We start from the raw sequence: 16,968 nt of genomic DNA, 5'->3' as shown, positions 1-16,968 counted from the left end.
TCTTCCAGATTGTCGATATCTACGACGCCCTCACCTCGGAGCGACCCTACAAGCGCGCCTTCACCGTTCAAGAGGCCATGGACATCCTGCGGGAAGAAACAGCCAAGGGCTGGCGGGATCTTTCTTCGAGTTTCTGCAGTCACGGCTGCCCCAGTTGAAGTAGACTAGGCCAAGTAGGCTCCTCAAGGCAAATCCTTTGGCAGGCGCAGATCCTCTACGGCGCTGTGTAGGCTGCCGCCAATTGTTTCCCCGCTCCCAGTTGTGGCGGCTGGTTAGGCAATACGACACTCACCAGGTGCTTTTGGGCAGAGGCATGGGTCGTTCTGCCTACCTATGTCGCCGGCTAGAATGCTTGCAGGCAGCCCGGCGGAGGCACCAGATGAGTAGAGCCCTCAAGGCGCCGGTGCCCGACTCGCTGTGGCAACTGCTGGAGCAAGAACTGCTGCGCAGTTCTGAGGCAGAAAGCCTACAGGAGACATCAGTCCCTGAAGGGCGAGTCTCAGAGCAACCTCAGTAGCCCTGAATCGGTCAAGGTACCGGGTTCACTCCGTTCCAGCTACACGGTAGCCCCTCTTAGCTGTCAGAATGGGGCTGGGGGAGGTTGGCCGTGGCCAACTTCTGGGAACTGTAGAAGGGCTATCCTAAAAAGGCACTGTCGGTGTTGCTTCCTGCCCTAGTTGCCTATGCCCCCCGGCCCTTTTGGACTTAGATTCCCCCTGGAATTATGCTGCAGCAGGTTTAGTCTCAATCCGTTAATTGAGGTTGATTCAACCCCTGTAAAACTGACAAGGAGAGAGGAGCAGAGGCAAGCAGAGGAATGACCGACAAAGTTCGACTGTACGACCTTGCCCGCGAACTGGGGCGTGACAATCGCGAGGTGCTGGAGGTTTGTGAGCAGTTGGGGATCCCTTTCAAGAGCCACAGCAGCACCATTTCCCTAGAGCAGGCTGAGTTGGTGCGTAGCAAGCTGGGCAAGTCCCCTATTGTGAAACCGCCTCGCCCGCGGAGCAAGCCGCAAGGAAGCTCGCCAGCCGAGCCGGCGGCGGAAGCCAAGGCGAGCGAGCGCCCTCAGGCTATTGTTGGCATTCGCCGGCCTGCTCCTGCTCAGCAGCCAGCCCCCCCTGGTGAAGCCAGTCCTCCCAAAACGCTGCTGCAGCGACCTGAGCGTATCCCTCCGCCAAAAGAGGCTCCTGCAGTCAGCCCGCCGCAGCCACCAGTTGCTCGCGTGGGTGAGACAAGACCACAGCTGACGCCCCCTCCAGCTCGACCTGAGCCGGCTGTAGCCAAAGCAGCTAGCCCCCAGGCCGGCCCTGCTCCGGCGGCCAAGCGCCCAACGGTGCTCCCCCCTCCACGACGGCCCGAGTCGCCTCAAGCGGCTTCCGAGCCCAGCCCTGCTCCTGGTCCTGCAGAAGCGAAGGCTTCTCCTCCCCCAACTGCCCAGCAACCGCGTCCCCAGCTTGTGGGCCCACCTGTTCGCCCTGCCAGTCCTCCCGAGCGCCAGCCAGCAGCTCCCAAAAAGGAAGACAGCCCCAGCAAAGTGGAGGAGGCTCCTCGTCCCCAGCGGCGGCTGGAGTTGGTGGGGCCCCCCACCCGTCCTACCGCTAAAGCGGTTCCCGCCGAGTCAGCATCCTCTCCCCCCTTGCCAGAAGGGATCTCCACTCCCGTGCTGGTCGAGGCTCCTGGGCGGCCTGCCACGCCCAAGGTCAAGCGCAAGACGGTGGAAGAAGAGGAGGATGAGGAGCTAAAAGCCCTCGAACGGCGATCCAGCCGCAGCCAGGCCGAGCGCAAGCGCAAACGCAGACGCGAGGAAGGAGATGGAGATGGCTTGGATTTGGATTCTCTGACGGCGATCTCCACCGTCAAGCAAGCGCAGCTAAACGCCATCCAGCCCTTGCCCCGTCCCACTGCCAAGCCCCCTGCCCAGCGTCCGCCGACAGCGGCTGTTTCAACCCCGCGCCCTCGGCCAGCTGCTGAGCGCTCCCCGCAGCTATCCACCTCTGCTAAAACTAGCCCCCCTGAGGAGACGGCGGAATTGCCGCCGCAAGAGAAGGTTCTGATTCTTGAGGGCAGCCTCAGTGTGCAGGAACTAGCCCAGCGCCTGCGGGTGTCGGAAACTGAGATCATCAAAACCCTCTTCTTTAAGGGGGTGAAGGTAACCATCAACCAGGTTTTAGACGAGTTGCTGGCTGAGACGGTGGCCAAAGAGTTGGGCTATGAGATCCGTCGGCCGGAGACGGAGCCCAAAGCTAAGAAAAGCGAGATGCTTGAGCTGGAGGACATTGACCACCTGGTGCCCCGTCCGCCGGTGGTCACCATCATGGGTCATGTGGATCACGGCAAAACCACTTTGCTCGATGCCATCCGCCACACTAACGTGGCCCAGCAAGAAGCCGGTGGGATCACCCAGCGCATTGGCGCCTACCACGTGGATGTAGACTTTGAGGGCCAAAAGCGGCGCATTGTTTTTCTGGATACTCCTGGCCACCAGGCCTTCACGGCCATGCGCGCCCGCGGTGCCAGCGTTACTGACATCGCTGTCCTGGTGGTGGCTGCCGACGATGGGGTGCAGCCGCAGACGCTGGAGGCCATCAGCCATGCGCGGGCAGCCCAGGTGCCCATCATTGTGGCCATCAACAAGATTGACAAGCCCGGCAGCCAGCCGGAGCGCGTCAAGCAGCAGCTGGCAGAGCATGGGCTGGTGCCGGAGGAGTGGGGTGGCGACACGCCCATGGTGCAGGTCAGCGCTCTCACCCGCCGCAACCTAGACGCCTTGCTTGAGATGATCCTGTTGGTAGCGGATGTGGCGGAGCTGCAGGCCAACCCCAATCGTCCCGCTCGCGGCACTGTTATCGAGGCCCACCTGGACAAAGCGCGGGGGCCAGTGGCCACTCTATTGGTGCAAAACGGCACCCTGCGGGTGGGGGATACGCTGGTGGCGGGCGCAGTGTTTGGCCGCGTCAAGGCAATGATGGACGACCGTGGCCAACGGCTACAGGAGGCCGGGCCTTCTTCAGCGGTACAACTGCTGGGCTTGGAGGAGGTGCCGGCGGCAGGGGATGAGTTCCAGGTCTACAGCGATGAGAAAGAAGCACGCCGCATTGCTGAGGAGCGAGCGGAGGCGCTGCGGCAAAGCCGCTTGCAACAGGCGTCGCTCTCTCGCCGCGTCAGCCTGGCTAGCATTTCAGCTCAGGCTCAGGAAGGCCAGCTCAAAGAGTTGAACCTGATCCTCAAAACAGATGTCCAGGGATCCGCCGAGGCCATCCAGACGGCCCTGCAGGATCTGCCGCAAGAGGAAGTGCGCCTGCGGGTTCTTCTGGCAGCTCCTGGGGAGATCACCGAGACTGACGTGGATCTGGCAGCAGCCAGCGACGCCATTATCTTGGGCTTTAACACCACCTTTGCCCCTGGCGCGCGGCGGGCTGCCGACGAGAAGGGGGTCGATGTGCGCGAATACGACATCATCTACAACCTGCTGGACGACCTGCGGGCAGCCATGGAAGGCCTGCTGGAGCCGGAGGAGGTAGAAGAGCCGCTGGGCCAGGCGGAAGTGCGCAAAGTCATCCCCATCAGCCGCGGCACCGTTGCCGGCAGCTACGTGCTCTCCGGCAAAGTGCAGCGCAATGCCCTGGTGCGGGTTCGCCGCAAAGGAGAGGTAGTCTACGAGGGGCGCCTCGACTCTCTCAGACGCTTCAAGGACGACGTGCGGGAGGTAACTGCCGGCTTCGAGTGTGGGATCGCCATCGAGAAGTTCGACGCCTGGCAAGAAGGGGACATTATCGAGGTCTACCAGATGGTTACCAAGCGGCGGACCCTAGCGCCTGCCTAGTCATTTGGGCGGCCTAGAGTCTCTGGGATCCCTCCCAGGGGGAGGACTTGCTTGAGAACACTGGAGGCAGTTGTCAAGGGGAAAGGAGGAATGCAACGGAGCCAGCGATTGAGTCAGATGTTGTTTGTAACCCTGCGGGAGGATCCTGCCGAAGCAGAGCTGGCCAGCCACAAGCTGCTGCTGCGAGGCGGCTTTATCCGGCGGCTCTCCTCCGGGATCTACACCTATCTGCCCCTGCTCTGGCGGGTGCTGCAGAAGATCTCGAACATCATTCGGGAAGAGATGAACGCCATTGGGGCCCAGGAGTGTCTCTTGCCCCAGTTGCAGCCAGCGGAGATCTGGCGGGAGTCGGGCCGCTGGGAGGTATATACCCAGGCAGAAGGGATCATGTTTGCCCTCGAAGACCGCCAGGGGCGCGAGCTGGCCCTGGGCCCCACCCACGAAGAGGTGATTACCCTGCTGGCCCGGGATCTCATCCGCTCCTATCGCCAGTTGCCGCAAATCCTCTATCAAATCCAGACCAAGTTCCGCGACGAGATCCGACCTCGCTTTGGCTTGCTGCGGGGCCGGGAATTCCTCATGAAAGACGCCTACTCCTTCCACGCCACTGAAGAGAGCCTGCGCCAGACCTACCAGGATATGTACCGCGCCTACAGCCGCATCCTGCGTCGCTGCGGGCTACAGTTTCGCGTGGTGGAGGCCGATGCTGGCGCCATTGGCGGGCCCTCGGCAATGTCCCAGGAGTTCATGGTGCTGGCTTCTGCCGGGGAAGACGAGATCCTCTACACCCCCGATGGCTCCTATGCTGCCAATGTGGAGAAAGCCGTCTCCCTTCCGCCGCCGGCAGCCGAGTCTCCCTACACAGCCTTCCAGGTTCTGGATACGCCGGGAACGGAAACCATCGAGAAGCTGGCGGCTTTCTTGAAGATCTCCCCCACTTTGATCGTCAAGAATGTGCTCTACCAGGCCCTTTACGACAACGGCCTGCGGGTGGTGGTTTTGCTCAGCATCCGCGGGGATCAAGAGGTCAATGAAGTGAAGTTGGCCAACCACCTCAACCGTCTGGCGGAGCGCTACCAAGCCAAGAAGCTGCTCAAACTCACTTTGGCAGGTGCTGAGATCCAAAAAAGCTGGCAAGGGGATCCGGTTCCCGTGGGCTACATTGCCCCTGACCTGCCCGATAGCTGCCTGGGCCCGCAGGAACACTTTGCCCCCAAGATTTTGCGCCTAGCTGACCAGACAGCAGCCTCGCTGAAGAACTTTGTAACTGGCAGCAACCAGGTGGGGCGACACGTGGTGGGAGCCAACTGGGGGGAGCAGTACCCCTTGCCGGAGGTGGTTGACGTGCGCAAAGCCCAACCAGGAGATCGCTGTCTATTCAACCCTGACCAGGTGCTCCAGGGGGCAAGGGGCATTGAGGTTGGCCATATCTTCCAGTTGGGCCTCAAGTTCTCGCTGCCGCTGCGGGCTACCTTTGCCGACGAGCACGGCGTTGAGCAGCCGCTGTGGATGGGCTGCTATGGCATTGGGGTATCGCGACTAGCCCAGGCGGCGGTGGAACAGTCCCATGACGCCAACGGCATCATCTGGCCGGTGGCCATTGCCCCCTACCACGTGGTGGTGGTAGTGCCCAACACTGCTGACCCGGAGCAGATGCAGGTGGCAGAAAAATTGGTGCAAGAGCTGGACGCTGCCGGTATCGAAACCCTCTGGGACGACCGAGATGAGCGAGCCGGCGTCAAGTTTAAAGATGCCGATCTCATCGGGATCCCCTATCGCCTGACTACGGGGCGCAGCCTCAAGCAGGGCAAGGTGGAATTGGCGGAACGGGCCACCGGTCAGGCCGTGGATCTTCCCATCGAAGCGGTGGTGGCTACCCTGAAAGAGCGCCTTGCTGCTGCTCTAGCGGTGCCCGACTGAGGAGTTGCCTTGCAGCGGTTTTTTCCCTATGATGGGATATGTCTCGATCCTCGGTAGCTCAGCGGTAGAGCGGTCGGCTGTTAACCGATTGGTCGCAAGTTCGAATCTTGCCCGAGGAGCTTGCTAGCTGAAATCTCAAGCCAGGGGGTATAATGCCCTCTGGCTGTTTCTCCGTCACGTCTTCCGAGGGTATTGGCTGTGATCGACCTGTCGCGGATCCCTGCCCAACCAGAGCCAGGCCTGCTCAACCTTTTGATCGAGATCCCTGGCGGCAGTAAGAACAAGTACGAGTTTGACAAAGAGATGGGCGTGATGATCCTAGACCGGGTGCTCTACTCCTCGGTGCAGTACCCCTACGACTACGGCTTTGTGCCCAACACGCGGGCAGGGGACGGGGATCCCTTGGATGGCCTGGTGATCATGGATCAGCCGACCTTTCCGGGGTGTGTGATTGCGGTGCGCCCGCTGGGCATGCTGCAGATGATCGACGCGGGGGAGCCGGATGAGAAGTTGCTGTGTGTGCCGGCTAAGGATCCTCGCTACGCTTCTGTAACCAAGTTGGAAGATATTGCCCAGCACCGCCTGGACGAGATTGCCGAGTTTTTTGCCACCTACAAGCGCTTGGAGAAGAAAGAAACCCAGATTCTGGGCTGGAAAGGCCTGGCCGAAACCGAGGCCGTTATCGCCAGCAGCATTGCCGCCTGCCAACAGCCCAAGTAGCTCCCCAGGCTTTCCAGGCTAGAGCTGCCGCTGAGGGCGCTGCCCAGCCGGCGTCAAGTTCTCCAGGTTCTTTGAGCTAGCCTAGGTTTAGACGCGACGGCTTCTTCTATGGCGGATATCCTTTACCACCTGGAGCAGTGGGCAGCGGAGCTGGTTCAAGGTCAATTGCAGCACCTTTCTCCCCTGAGCCTGCTGGCAGTGGGTCTAGCAGGTCTGGTTACCAGCCTCTCCCCCTGTATGCTCTCCATGGTGCCGGTAACCATCGGCTACATCGGCGGCTACACTCCCAGCGCCCCCGCAGCGGCCGGAGAGGTGCGCCGGCAGGTCTGGGTGCAATCCCTGGGCTTTGCCGTTGGTCTGGCTTTGACCCTCAGCCTGCTGGGCTTGGGAGCAGCCTTGCTAGGCCGGGTTTACGGACAAACCACCCCCTTTGGATCCCTAGTAGCGGGCGGGCTCGCCATCCTCATGGGCCTGAACTTGCTGGAGGTCATCCCCTTGCGCTTTCCCAGTTGGTTTAACGGGTTGGAGATCCCTGGCGAGTGGCCCAGACTAGGCCGGTCGGTGTTGCTGGGATCCACCTTTGGTCTAGCAGCCTCTCCCTGCAGTACACCAGTTTTGGTGGCCTTGCTAGGCTGGGTCTCCACCACAGGGCAGCCCTGGGTGGGGGGTGGGCTACTGCTGACCTACGCCCTGGGGCTGGTCTTGCCGCTGCTGTTGGCGGGGGTGTTTACCGGCGCGATTAAGCAACTGCTGGCCCTGCGGCGCTGGTCGGGCTGGCTTACCTATGCCAGTGGCCTGGTGCTGGTGGGGTTCGGCACCGTCACCATCCTCTCGGCTTGGACCTAGGGGAGCTTGTATGTCCAAGGATTCTGCCCTGCTGGCGCGGTGGCTTTCCCCCCTGCGGCGCTATCTGCGCCATGAACTGCTGCCGCTGCTGGCGGATTTGCGGCTAGCCATCGGCCTTCTCTTGGCAATTGCTGTTTTCAGTGCCATCGGCACGGTAATCGAGCAAGAGGAAACGGTGGCCTTCTATCAGGCCCACTACCCTGAGCAGCCGGCCCTGTTTGGCTTTCTCACCTGGCGGCTGATCCTCAAGCTGGGGCTGGATCACGTCTATCGCACCCCTTGGTTTCTGGCTCTTTTGATCCTACTTGGCAGCAGCCTGGCTGCCTGTTCTCTCACGCGCCAATGGCCGATGCTCAAGGCGGCCCGTCGCTGGAGCTACCTCACCCGCCCCCCTGCCTTCCAGCGGCTGCCCTTTTGGACCTATCTGCCCAAGCAATCCCTGCAAGGATTGCCGCAGCGGCTGCGCCAAGGGGGCTACGCTGTGTTTCAGGAGGGATCCTGCCTCTATGCCCGCAAGGGGTTGATTGGGCGGTTCGGCCCCATCCTGGTGCACGTCAGCCTGCTGCTCATCCTGTTGGGGGCCATCTGGGGCAGCCTTGCTGGCTTCAAGGCCCAGGAGCTGATCCCCAGCGGCGGGGTTGCCGCCATTGAACACATCACCGGCGCAGGGGATCTGGCTCGTCTGCCCACCTGGCAGATTCGGGTCAACCGCTTCTGGATTGACTATGCTCCCGACGGGCGGGTGAAGCAGTTTTATTCTGACCTCTCCATTCTGGAGGGGGGCCAGGAGGTCAAACGCCAGACCCTCTCTGTCAACCATCCCCTCTCCTACCAGGGTGTGACCCTCTACCAGGCCGACTGGAGCATCGATAGCATCCGCATCCGCCTCAACAACAGCCCCCCCTTCCAGATCCCAGTGGTGCGGGTGCCCAACCAGGCGGGCAACAAGCTCTGGGGCGCTTTTATCCCCACCCGGCCGGATCTTAGCGAGGGCCTGACGCTGTTGCTGCCGGATCTGCAGGGGACAGCTCTCCTCTACGACACCGAGGGCCAGTGGATAGGATCCCTGCGCCAGGGCATGAGTCTAGCTCTCGACGAAGTTGCCCCGCAGCGCTTCCCCAACCGCCTTACCCTGCACCTGGATGAGGTTATCGGTGCAACCGGCTTGCAGATTAAATCGGATCCAGGGATCCCCCTTGTCTACCTTGGGTTTGGGCTGCTGATGCTGGGAGTGGTGATGAGCTATTTCAGCTACAGCCAGGTTTGGGCCCTGGAGACGGAGGCAGGACTCTACCTAGGGGGCAAAACCAACCGCGCCCTAGTGACCTTCGAGCAGGAGTTTGCCCGCCTGGTGGAGCAGCAAAGGCTTGCCTCCTTTCCTTCTGGGGAGAAAGAGTCTCGCCCTGCCGAGGCCAGCCTCTAGGCTCTCTGCCTACAAAAGAAGTCTTGGGGCAACTATGGCTTTTTCTCCTGCGCTGGCGGCTTTTCTTTCCAGCCAAGCCACTGCTATCCCCATCCAAACTCCCTCGACCGTTGCGGAACTGGCTCAAATCCTCAGGGAGTGCCAGGGGCGGAAGGTGCTGCCGCTGGGGCAGGGGAGCAAGTGGGGATGGGCCCCTTGCCTGGAAACAGTGGATCTCATCCTCTCCACCCGGGGGCTGCGCCGCCTCATTGACCATGCGGCTGCCGACCTGACCGTAACAGTAGAGGCCGGCATGACCTTGGCGGAGCTGCAGCAGATCCTGGCCGAGCAAGGGCAATGGTGGCCGGTGGATCCCCTTTACCCTGACTGGGCCACAGTGGGCGGCATTATCGCCACCGCCGATACGGGCTCGCTGCGCTGGCGCTACGGCAGCATTGGCGACCTCGTGCTGGGCATCACCTGGGTGCGGGCCGACGGGGAGGTGGCTAAGGCGGGGGGACGGGTGGTTAAGAACGTAGCCGGTTACAACCTGACGAGGTTGTTTACTGGATCCCTGGGCAGTTTGGGGATCCTGACGCAGGTAACCCTGCGGCTCTATCCTTTGCCGGCGGCCCAAGCAACCTTGCTGGCCACAGGAGCCCTGGCCGACTTGGAGGTCCTGGCTCGGCAGGTGCTGAATGCGCCGGTCAGCCCAGCGGGGGTGGATCTCTGGCTAAGGGGGGAGGGATCCCAGCTCTGGATCCACTTCCACGGCTCGGAGCGGGTAGTTGCCCAACAGACGGCTCTGGTGCAGCGGCTAGCTCCTGCAGGATTGAGCTGGCAAGAGGTAAGGCCTGGGGCTCCGCCTCTGCCCTTGCCCCGTTCGGGGATGGTGTTGGCCAAGTTTGGCTGCCCGCCCAGCCAAAGCCTGGCAACTCTGGAGCAGTTCCAATCCCTTTTCCCTAGCGCCCAGGTGCAACTGCACCGCGGCTGCGGATTGGGGCGAGCCTGGATCCCTCAGCCTGAGCAGGGATCTCTGCTGCAACTGCAGTGCCATCTCCAGGCTGCGGGGGGGTTTCTTGTGCTCTTGGAGGCGCCGCCGGCTCTAAAAACCGCCCTAGCCCCCAACTTTGGCCCGACAGCAACCTTGATGCAGAGGCTGAAGCAGCAGTTTGACCCGGCTGGAATTTTCGGCCCCCGTTTAGTCTAACTGCTTAGGAGCGCCCTCCCCTCCCCAACATCTCCAGCAAGGTTCTAGCAGCATCTTGGCCAGAGAGCCAGGCCCCTTCTACGCGACCTCCAGCGCACCAATCGCCAGCGCACACCAGGGGGAGTCTCTTGCCGGAACCCGTAGGAACGTAGGTGCCAAGGCTGGCTAGACCTATCGCCTCCCCAGGAAGAGCGTAGCGCCAGCGGTGAACCTGGATCCACTGCGGCGAGGCCAGCCAGGATCCCAAGCGCTGGGCGGCATGGGCCAGCAGCTCTCGACCGGCCTTTTCCAGCTCCTCAGGCGCGGCCTCGAGATACAGCGACGACCACTCCGCTCCCCCGTGCAAAACCACCAGCGGCGGCAGGGGCTGGGGCCGCTTGCTGCTGTCTAGGGCCACCCAAGCCAATAGGGGATCGTCCAAACCCTTGATCCCTTTCCAGGGGGGCAGCGGCGTGTCTTCGGCGTAGCTGGCCAACACGGCAACGCAAGGCTGGTAGGCAGCGGATTCCAAAAGGGATAACAGGTTGTCCCCAGGAGCAATCTTTCCTCGCAGCAAAGGCAGCAACTGGGGAGCGGGGATGGCCATCACCAGGGCCGCAGCCTCGTAGCACTGGCCATCTTCGGCTTGCACTTGCCAACTGGTTGGCTGGGGCTCGAGGCCCACTACCCGAGTTTGGGTGTAAACCGCTAGGGGAGCAGCTAGCTGCTTAGCCAGCGCCGTCATGCCCTGGGGAGAGACATAGCGCGGCTTCTGGTCGTTGGCATTTTCTAGGTGCAGCCCTTCCTGATCCAGCAGATGCAAGGAACGAGTCCACTCCCTCAGCAGTCCTAGGCCCAGGAGCTCCCTGACCCAGCGATAGAAGCCATCGGAATTGGCAGTCAGGTACTGCGCTCCGTGATCTACGGGCACTGTCTGTCCAGCGTGCTGAACCCGTCGAGTGGCCATGCGCCCGCCAAGGCCTGCCGATTTCTCCAGTACCAGAACCTGCAGCCCTGCCCGCAACAGTTGCCGTGCGCAGGTTAAGCCGGCCACCCCTGCTCCGACAACAATGACATCCGCTGACTTCCGGTCAGCCAGCGCAGACGACGGCCCTGCCTCTGGGGGATTTGCGTCCGACATACAGGGAGTCTAGGAGCTGCCAACGGATCCTAGCTGTTGCTCTTGCCAAAGGGGTTGTTACCCCTCTCGCCAAAGAGCTTGGCTTCCCCCTTGATGGCAGCCTTGATGATGTTGTAAGCGGCCCAGCTTACAGCTAAAACAACAGGAGCCAGAATGAGCAGGGGACGGAGATCCATCTCCATAAGCCTTATCCTCTCCAAGGGCAACACAACCTACGTCCAGGATAAACCCAATTGACATTCCCCCCAGCCCCCAAGGGCGGGGATGCTTTCAAGGGTGCGCTGGGCAACACCTCCTCTATGGCGCTGAAGCCTGCTTGCGCTCCTTGGGCCCTGGGCCTTAGCTGGCGGCAGCCTTGGTTAAGCCGGCTCCGCTTTTGACGCTAGGGATCCCTGCGGACGGATAAGCTCGATCGGCAGGCCATCGGGATCGGCAATGAAAGCCACCTCGTAGGTTTGAGACCCAATTTTCTGGCATTGAGGCGGCAACACCACGGTTAGGGGCCCTTGCGCTTGTAAATGCTCTAGGTAGGTGGCCAGGGATCCCCATTCGGGGCCCACCTCAAAAGAGGGGTGGTAGTAGCCCACATAGTGGGGATCCCCAAAGGGATCGGGGGCAGGGTGGGGCTGGGGTACCTGAATCAGCTCCAGGCGGCCCCAGGGACCGCGCATCCAGCAGGCCAAAGTGATCCCGGCAGTGAACCGTTCTTCCACCTTAAAGCCCAGCCTCTCGTAGAAGGCCATGGAGCGGAAGATATCGGCGGTGCGAATTGAAAGGTGGTGCATGGTCAGGAGTGTCCCCAGATCTGGCAACTGGAGTCTCAGGAGGAGGCCTAGCGAAAGCTGCCTAGTCAAGCGCAGACAGACTTGCTACGCTCCAGAGAAGAGTCCCTAACTCTTGAGCAACTCTTACAGCACGCCCTAGCCCGCCAAAAGTGGGGGGCGCGGCAGCCGCAGTCAGTCTTTTTAGACCTCATCATGCCCAAGCTGGTCATTGTTGAATCTCCTACCAAAGCTCGTACCATCCGCAGCTTCTTGCCCGCCGACTATGAGGTGCAGGCCTCAATGGGGCATGTGCGCGATCTGCCCGAGTCGGCTGCCGACATTCCCGAGGAGGTGAAGGATCAAGAGTGGAGCCGCCTAGGGGTCAATGTCCACGCTAACTTCGAGCCTCTCTACGTGATCCCCAAAGACAAAAGAAAGGTGGTCAAGGAGCTGAAGGAGGCGCTCAAGAAAGCAGATGAGCTGATCCTGGCCACCGACGAAGACCGGGAGGGAGAAAGCATCAGTTGGCACCTGCAACAGGTGTTGCAGCCCAAGGTGCCTACCCGCCGCATGGTGTTCCACGAGATCACCCGCGAGGCCATTCAGGAGGCCCTGCAAAATTGTCGCGAGGTGAACGAGCAGCTGGTGCGGGCCCAAGAGACCCGCCGCATCCTGGATCGCCTGGTGGGCTACACTCTGTCGCCGCTGCTGTGGAAAAAGATTGGCCCCAAGCTCTCAGCCGGGCGGGTGCAGTCGGTGGCGGTTAAGCTCTTGGTGGATCGGGAGCGGGAGCGGCGGGCCTTCAAGAAAGCCTTCTACTGGGATCTCCGAGCAGAGCTGCAGTCAAAGGGCGCTGGTTCAGCAACGGTTTTCCCGGCAGAGCTGGTGAGCCTGGGTGGCAAGCGGCTAGCCAGTGGACAAGACTTCGATCCCAGCACGGGGCAGCTGATAGCCGGGCGAGAGGTAGTGCTCTTGGATCAAGCCCAGGCGGAGTCCCTGCGGGAGCGCTTAGTGGGGAAAGTCTGGGTGGTCAGCTCTGTAGAAGAGCGCCCCTCCATCCGCAAGCCCGCCCCTCCCTTCACCACCTCCACGCTGCAACAAGAGGCCAACCGCAAGCTGCGCCTGTCAGCCCAGCAGACGATGCGCATTGCCCAAAAGCTCTACGAGGAGGGCTACATCACCTACATGCGCACCGACTCGGTGCATTTGTCAGAGCAGGCCATCCGTGCTGCCCGCGCCTGCGTGGAGGCGATGTACGGCAAGGAGTACCTCAGCCCTGAGCCGCGGCAGTACACCACTACAACCAAAGGGGCCCAAGAAGCCCACGAGGCCATTCGCCCTGCTGGCTCGGAGTTTCGCCTGCCCAGCCAAACCCCGCTCACGGGGCAGGAGCTGGCCCTCTACGACCTCATCTGGAAGCGTACCGTCGCTAGCCAAATGGCTGAGGCGCGGCAAACCCACACGGTTGTGCTCATTACAGTCGACGAGGCGGTATTCCGGGCCAGCGGCAAGCGCATTGACTTCCCCGGCTTCTTCCGCGCCTACGTAGAGGGATCCGACGACCCAGAGGCGGCTTTGGAAGATCAAGAGGTGCACCTGCCCCTGCTGCAGGTAGGGGAGCAAGTGGACTGCCTGCGGCTGGAGCCGGTGGTTCATGAAACCCAACCTCCGCCCCGCTACACCGAAGCCTCCCTGGTGAAGGTGTTGGAAAAGGAGGGCATTGGCCGGCCCAGCACCTATGCCACCATCCTGAGTACCATCCAGAGTCGGGGCTACGTGAGGTTGATGGGAAGCGCCCTTGTGCCCACCTACACGGCCTTTGCCGTTACCGAGCTGCTGGAAAAATACTTCCCCAACCTCGTCAACGTCCACTTCACTGCCGAGATGGAGCAAACCCTGGACGACATCGCCTCCGGCCAGGCAGAGTGGCTGCCCTATTTGCGCCACTTCTTCCTGGGTGAGCAGGGCCTTGAGGGGCAAGTGAAGGCACGGGAGCTAGAAATTGACCCCAACCTGGCTCGCTCCATTCACCTAGAAAACCTGCCCGCCAAGATTGGTATTGGCCCCTACGGACCCTATGTGGTGGTCGAAACCGAAGCAGGAGAGGTACGTGCCAACCTACCTGAGGATATTCCCCCTGCCGACTTGACCCTTGAACACATCGAGGAGCTTATCCGGCGCAAGCAGGAAGGCCCCAAGCCCATCGCCTTCCACCCAGAGACCCAAGAGCCGATCTATGTGATCCCGCAGGGCCCCTACGGACCCTATGTGCAGTTGGGGGAAGTTTCTGAGGAAAACCAAAAGCCTAAGCGCGTCTCCCTGCCCAAAGGGCTAAAGCCGGAGGACGTCACTCCAGAGATTGCCCTGGGGTTGCTCAGCCTACCCCGTACGTTGGGCGAACACCCCAAATCGGGGAAAAAGGTGCAGGCCGGTATTGGCCGCTTCGGCCCCTACGTGGCTTGCGACGGGGAGTTTCGCTCGCTGCCCCCCGATGAGAATGTCCTGACCATTAGCTTGGAGCGGGCCCTGGAGCTGTTGGCCCAGCCCAAAAAGAGCCGCAGTCGCGCCTCGGCCAAACCCCTAGGCGAGCTGGGATCCCACCCCGAGGATGGCAAGCCCGTAACTCTCCACGACGGCCCCTATGGGCTCTACGTCAAGCACGGCAAAGTCAACGCCTCGCTGCCCAAAGATCTCTCCCCTGCAGCCGTGACCCTGGAGATGGCTCTGGAACTGCTGGCAGAAAAAGAGGGCAAGGGCCAGGCAAAAGCCAGCCGACCAGCGGCGGCCAAGCGGGCCAAGAAGGCTGAAGCTGCTCCCCAGAAGCAACAATCCCCTCCCACCCTGCTGGAGGCTGTCCCCAAAGCTCGGGCTTGAGCGGTGGGGGTAGGGGCAACTTGCTGGCTAACTCGGCTTGTTCTGCAAGGAAACTAAGCAGCTTGTTCAAAAATGCTCCGAACCAAGCTGCTAATGATGGAGAGGGCAATTGCCCCAACCAGTGCCCAGCCGAAGTTGTCAACCTTGAAGGCGTCACCGGCAAGCTTGTCGGCAATGAGCAAGCAAATGGCGTTCAAAATTAGGGAAAACAGACCAAAAGTGAAGATCGTAAGCGGTAGGGTAATCAACTGCAGGAGTGGCTTCACCAAGCTATTCACCAAACCAATGGCTAGCGCCGCTACCAAGGCGCCTCCAAACCCGGAGACGTGGATCCCAGGCAAAAGCCAAGCCAAGATCATCACGCTCAAGGCCGACATCAGCCAGGTGGCTAAAAGAGCTGCCATACCTTCTCCCTTCCCTCGCTGGGGTAGCCGTTTCGCCCTCTATGCTATTTCAATGTGAGACATCTCGGAGGCCGGCAGCTCCTCGGGACTGTACGTTTGCAGGGCCAAGGCATGGATGCTCTGCCCCATCTGCTCGGCTAGGGCGGCGTACACTAGGCGATGGCGCTGCAAAAGCGTTTTGCCAGTAAAAAGAGGCGACACCACCTGTACGCGGTAGTGTCCTCCCACTCCCTGGTGCCGTCCCCTATGGCCAGCATGGCGGTGCGACTCGTCCTCCACGTGGACGTAGAGAGCTTGCAGCTTTTCAGCCAGGAGCTGCCGCAGGCCATCCAAGGTGAGCATGGGATCCCTCAAGGTTAAGGATCAGCCTTGGCAAAGGCGGCTTCCACCAGGGGGCGCAGCTCGTTGCGGGCATGCATCTCCTGGAGAATGTCACAGCCGCCAATGAACTCCCCGTTGATATAGATTTGTGGGAGGGTTGGCCAGTTGGAAAACTCTTTGATCCCTTGCCGAAGTTCCGGATCCTCGAGCACGTTAATGGCTGTGTAGGGGAAGCCCAAGCTGTCCAAAATGCGCACAGCTGTGTAGGAAAACCCACACATGGGCATTTCCGGGGTGCCCTTCATGTAGATCAGCACCTTGTGGGTGCGAATTTGCTCGCGGATTTTCTCTTCCAAAAGAGGGTCTAGCATAGCCGCCTGCAAGTTAAGCACTAGCCGTGATCTCATTTTCGTTCACTTCTAGGTGGCTTGACATTCTCCCTGCCCTTTGGGGCAGGGATTCTTTCTCAGACAGCAGGATGCCTCCTACTGGCTGAGCTACAAAGCGCTCCGCGCCGCCGTAGGCGAAAGAGCATGAGGCTTAAACCTCAACCCTATGGGGGATGCCATAGCCCCAACTACTGGGCCTAAGCCCAGATACGTTTAGCCGTGCGCTGCACCCTCCTATGAATGGGTGGAGCAATTCTCGCATTCTAGCAAAAGCCGCCCTCTCGCGCTCTTCGGGCCGGAGGCCTTAAGGGCGGGGCTTGAACCCAGTTTTCTTGGTCAACAGGTGTAGGCTGCCAGGGATCCCTCCCACTGGCAACAAAAAGTGCTAGAAGGGGAGAAGTGGAGGTTCCCTATCGGAGACCGTTCATGCTGACTGAGGCCAAGCAGTCGGCGGCAGAAAGCTCCCAACTAGACAGAGGTGAGGCTCCCCCCTCCAGCCAGCCAAAGCCAAAGCTGGGGTTCTGGCAGCAATTTTGGGAAGATGTCGACTGTGTCTTTGAGCGGGATCCGGCAGCTCGCAACCGCTGGGAGGTCCTCCTCACCTACCCAGGCGTCCATGCCTTGTTTCTGCACCGCATCGCCCATTGGCTGTGGCAGCGGCGCTGCTTCTTGCTGGCCCGGCTGATCAGTTCTATTTCCCGCTCCCTCACCTTGATTGAAATTCACCCAGCAGCCCGGATTGGACGGCGCTTTTTCATCGACCATGGCTGCGGCGTGGTCATCGGCGAGACTGCGGAAATTGGCGACGATGTTACCATCTATCACGGCGTTACCTTGGGGGGCACCTCTTGGACAAAGGGCAAACGGCATCCTACCCTGGAAGACGGGGTAATCGTAGGCACAGGAGCGAAAATCCTTGGCCCAGTCCGCATTGGCGCCAGAGCCCGCATTGGAGCCAACGCCGTCGTGATTCACGATGTGCCCCCTGGGATGACGGTGGTTGGGATCCCAGGCCGGGCAGTCCTCCCACCCCATCAGCGCCGCATCCCCGCCCACGGCATTGACCTCGACCACCACCTCATGCCCGACCCGGTAGGACGGGCAATTGAGCAGTTGCTGCACCGCATTCAAGAGCTGGAAGCCGAGGTAGCCCACCTCAAGCAAGAGCGGGA

At 61.1% G+C, this 16,968-nt stretch carries 15 protein-coding genes and 1 tRNA gene; 10 read left to right on the top strand and 6 right to left on the bottom strand.

Annotated elements, in window-relative coordinates:
• Window positions 1-196: 196 nt before the first annotated feature.
• The 8 genes from NW860_RS10585 (at window position 197) to NW860_RS10550 (ending at window position 9,924) form a co-directional block, all read left to right on the top strand.
• Complete coding sequence (locus NW860_RS10585) at window positions 197-517, top strand: YlxR family protein (RefSeq protein ID WP_414393383.1); 321 nt, start codon at window positions 197-199, stop codon at window positions 515-517.
• 300 nt (window positions 518-817) lie between these two features.
• The gene (gene infB / locus NW860_RS10580) at window positions 818-3,826 is read left to right on the top strand and encodes a translation initiation factor IF-2 (protein ID WP_414514090.1); all 3,009 of its coding nucleotides are present in this window, start codon (window positions 818-820) and stop codon (window positions 3,824-3,826) included.
• Window positions 3,827-3,916: 90 nt separating this feature from the next.
• A complete protein-coding gene (locus NW860_RS10575; protein WP_414514088.1) occupies window positions 3,917-5,746 on the top strand; it encodes a proline--tRNA ligase in 1,830 nt (609 codons plus the stop codon).
• 47 nt (window positions 5,747-5,793) lie between these two features.
• Window positions 5,794-5,865: transfer RNA gene (locus NW860_RS10570), tRNA-Asn, on the top strand.
• Window positions 5,866-5,947: 82 nt separating this feature from the next.
• Window positions 5,948-6,466: an inorganic diphosphatase gene (locus NW860_RS10565; protein WP_414393789.1), complete on the top strand. Its 519-nt coding sequence runs from the start codon at window positions 5,948-5,950 to the stop codon at window positions 6,464-6,466.
• A 108-nt stretch (window positions 6,467-6,574) separates the two neighbouring features.
• On the top strand, window positions 6,575-7,312 hold the full coding sequence (locus NW860_RS10560; protein WP_414514086.1) for a cytochrome c biogenesis protein CcdA: 738 nt from the start codon (window positions 6,575-6,577) through the stop codon (window positions 7,310-7,312).
• Between the two features lie 10 nt (window positions 7,313-7,322).
• A complete protein-coding gene (locus NW860_RS10555) occupies window positions 7,323-8,735 on the top strand; it encodes a cytochrome c biogenesis protein (protein ID WP_414514084.1) in 1,413 nt (470 codons plus the stop codon).
• A gap of 34 nt (window positions 8,736-8,769) precedes the next feature.
• Window positions 8,770-9,924 (top strand): FAD-binding oxidoreductase, encoded by a 1,155-nt coding sequence (locus tag NW860_RS10550; RefSeq protein WP_414514082.1) that lies wholly within the window; start codon window positions 8,770-8,772, stop codon window positions 9,922-9,924.
• Between the two features lie 4 nt (window positions 9,925-9,928).
• Here NW860_RS10550 and NW860_RS10545 read toward each other — a convergent pair whose 3' ends face one another.
• From NW860_RS10545 to NW860_RS10535, 3 genes are all read right to left on the bottom strand, one after another.
• A complete protein-coding gene (locus NW860_RS10545; protein ID WP_414514081.1) occupies window positions 9,929-11,044 on the bottom strand; it encodes an NAD(P)/FAD-dependent oxidoreductase in 1,116 nt (371 codons plus the stop codon).
• 29 nt (window positions 11,045-11,073) lie between these two features.
• Complete coding sequence (locus tag NW860_RS10540) at window positions 11,074-11,226, bottom strand: photosystem II protein Y (protein WP_414393370.1); 153 nt, start codon at window positions 11,224-11,226, stop codon at window positions 11,074-11,076.
• Window positions 11,227-11,403: 177 nt separating this feature from the next.
• Entirely contained in the window at window positions 11,404-11,829 is a 426-nt protein-coding gene (locus NW860_RS10535; RefSeq protein ID WP_414514079.1) for a VOC family protein, read from the bottom strand.
• A gap of 192 nt (window positions 11,830-12,021) precedes the next feature.
• Between NW860_RS10535 and topA the strand changes: the two genes are divergently transcribed.
• Complete coding sequence (gene topA / locus NW860_RS10530) at window positions 12,022-14,682, top strand: type I DNA topoisomerase (protein WP_414514139.1); 2,661 nt, start codon at window positions 12,022-12,024, stop codon at window positions 14,680-14,682.
• Window positions 14,683-14,735: 53 nt separating this feature from the next.
• On the opposite strand, the gene NW860_RS10525 is transcribed toward topA, so the two are convergent.
• Genes NW860_RS10525 through grxD form a run of 3 tightly spaced genes read right to left on the bottom strand, consistent with a single transcriptional unit; the run spans window position 14,736 to window position 15,778 of the window.
• Window positions 14,736-15,086: a phage holin family protein gene (locus NW860_RS10525; RefSeq protein ID WP_011429463.1), complete on the bottom strand. Its 351-nt coding sequence runs from the start codon at window positions 15,084-15,086 to the stop codon at window positions 14,736-14,738.
• Between the two features lie 39 nt (window positions 15,087-15,125).
• Window positions 15,126-15,428: a BolA family protein gene (locus NW860_RS10520; protein ID WP_414514076.1), complete on the bottom strand. Its 303-nt coding sequence runs from the start codon at window positions 15,426-15,428 to the stop codon at window positions 15,126-15,128.
• 14 nt (window positions 15,429-15,442) lie between these two features.
• On the bottom strand, window positions 15,443-15,778 hold the full coding sequence (gene grxD / locus NW860_RS10515) for a Grx4 family monothiol glutaredoxin (protein WP_414393788.1): 336 nt from the start codon (window positions 15,776-15,778) through the stop codon (window positions 15,443-15,445).
• Between the two features lie 444 nt (window positions 15,779-16,222).
• Between grxD and cysE the strand changes: the two genes are divergently transcribed.
• Window positions 16,223-16,968: serine O-acetyltransferase (gene cysE, locus NW860_RS10510; protein ID WP_414514074.1), on the top strand; the 746-nt coding region annotated here is incomplete at its 3' end.

The organism is Synechococcus sp. F70.1, from assembly GCF_047502745.1.
Lineage (GTDB): Bacteria > Cyanobacteriota > Cyanobacteriia > Thermostichales > Thermostichaceae > Thermostichus.
This window is presented reverse-complemented; position numbering and strand designations above follow the sequence as displayed.

Coding starts and splice junctions, on each gene's coding strand:
- infB (WP_414514090.1), top strand. CDS start 818: ATGACCGACAAAGTTCGACTGTACGACCTTGCCCGCGAACTGGGGCGT.
- NW860_RS10575 (WP_414514088.1), top strand. CDS start 3,917: ATGCAACGGAGCCAGCGATTGAGTCAGATGTTGTTTGTAACCCTGCGG.
- NW860_RS10560 (WP_414514086.1), top strand. CDS start 6,575: ATGGCGGATATCCTTTACCACCTGGAGCAGTGGGCAGCGGAGCTGGTT.
- NW860_RS10555 (WP_414514084.1), top strand. CDS start 7,323: ATGTCCAAGGATTCTGCCCTGCTGGCGCGGTGGCTTTCCCCCCTGCGG.
- NW860_RS10550 (WP_414514082.1), top strand. CDS start 8,770: ATGGCTTTTTCTCCTGCGCTGGCGGCTTTTCTTTCCAGCCAAGCCACT.
- NW860_RS10545 (WP_414514081.1), bottom strand. CDS start 11,044: ATGTCGGACGCAAATCCCCCAGAGGCAGGGCCGTCGTCTGCGCTGGCT.
- NW860_RS10540 (WP_414393370.1), bottom strand. CDS start 11,226: ATGGAGATGGATCTCCGTCCCCTGCTCATTCTGGCTCCTGTTGTTTTA.
- NW860_RS10535 (WP_414514079.1), bottom strand. CDS start 11,829: ATGCACCACCTTTCAATTCGCACCGCCGATATCTTCCGCTCCATGGCC.
- topA (WP_414514139.1), top strand. CDS start 12,022: ATGCCCAAGCTGGTCATTGTTGAATCTCCTACCAAAGCTCGTACCATC.
- NW860_RS10525 (WP_011429463.1), bottom strand. CDS start 15,086: ATGGCAGCTCTTTTAGCCACCTGGCTGATGTCGGCCTTGAGCGTGATG.
- NW860_RS10520 (WP_414514076.1), bottom strand. CDS start 15,428: ATGCTCACCTTGGATGGCCTGCGGCAGCTCCTGGCTGAAAAGCTGCAA.
- grxD (WP_414393788.1), bottom strand. CDS start 15,778: ATGCTAGACCCTCTTTTGGAAGAGAAAATCCGCGAGCAAATTCGCACC.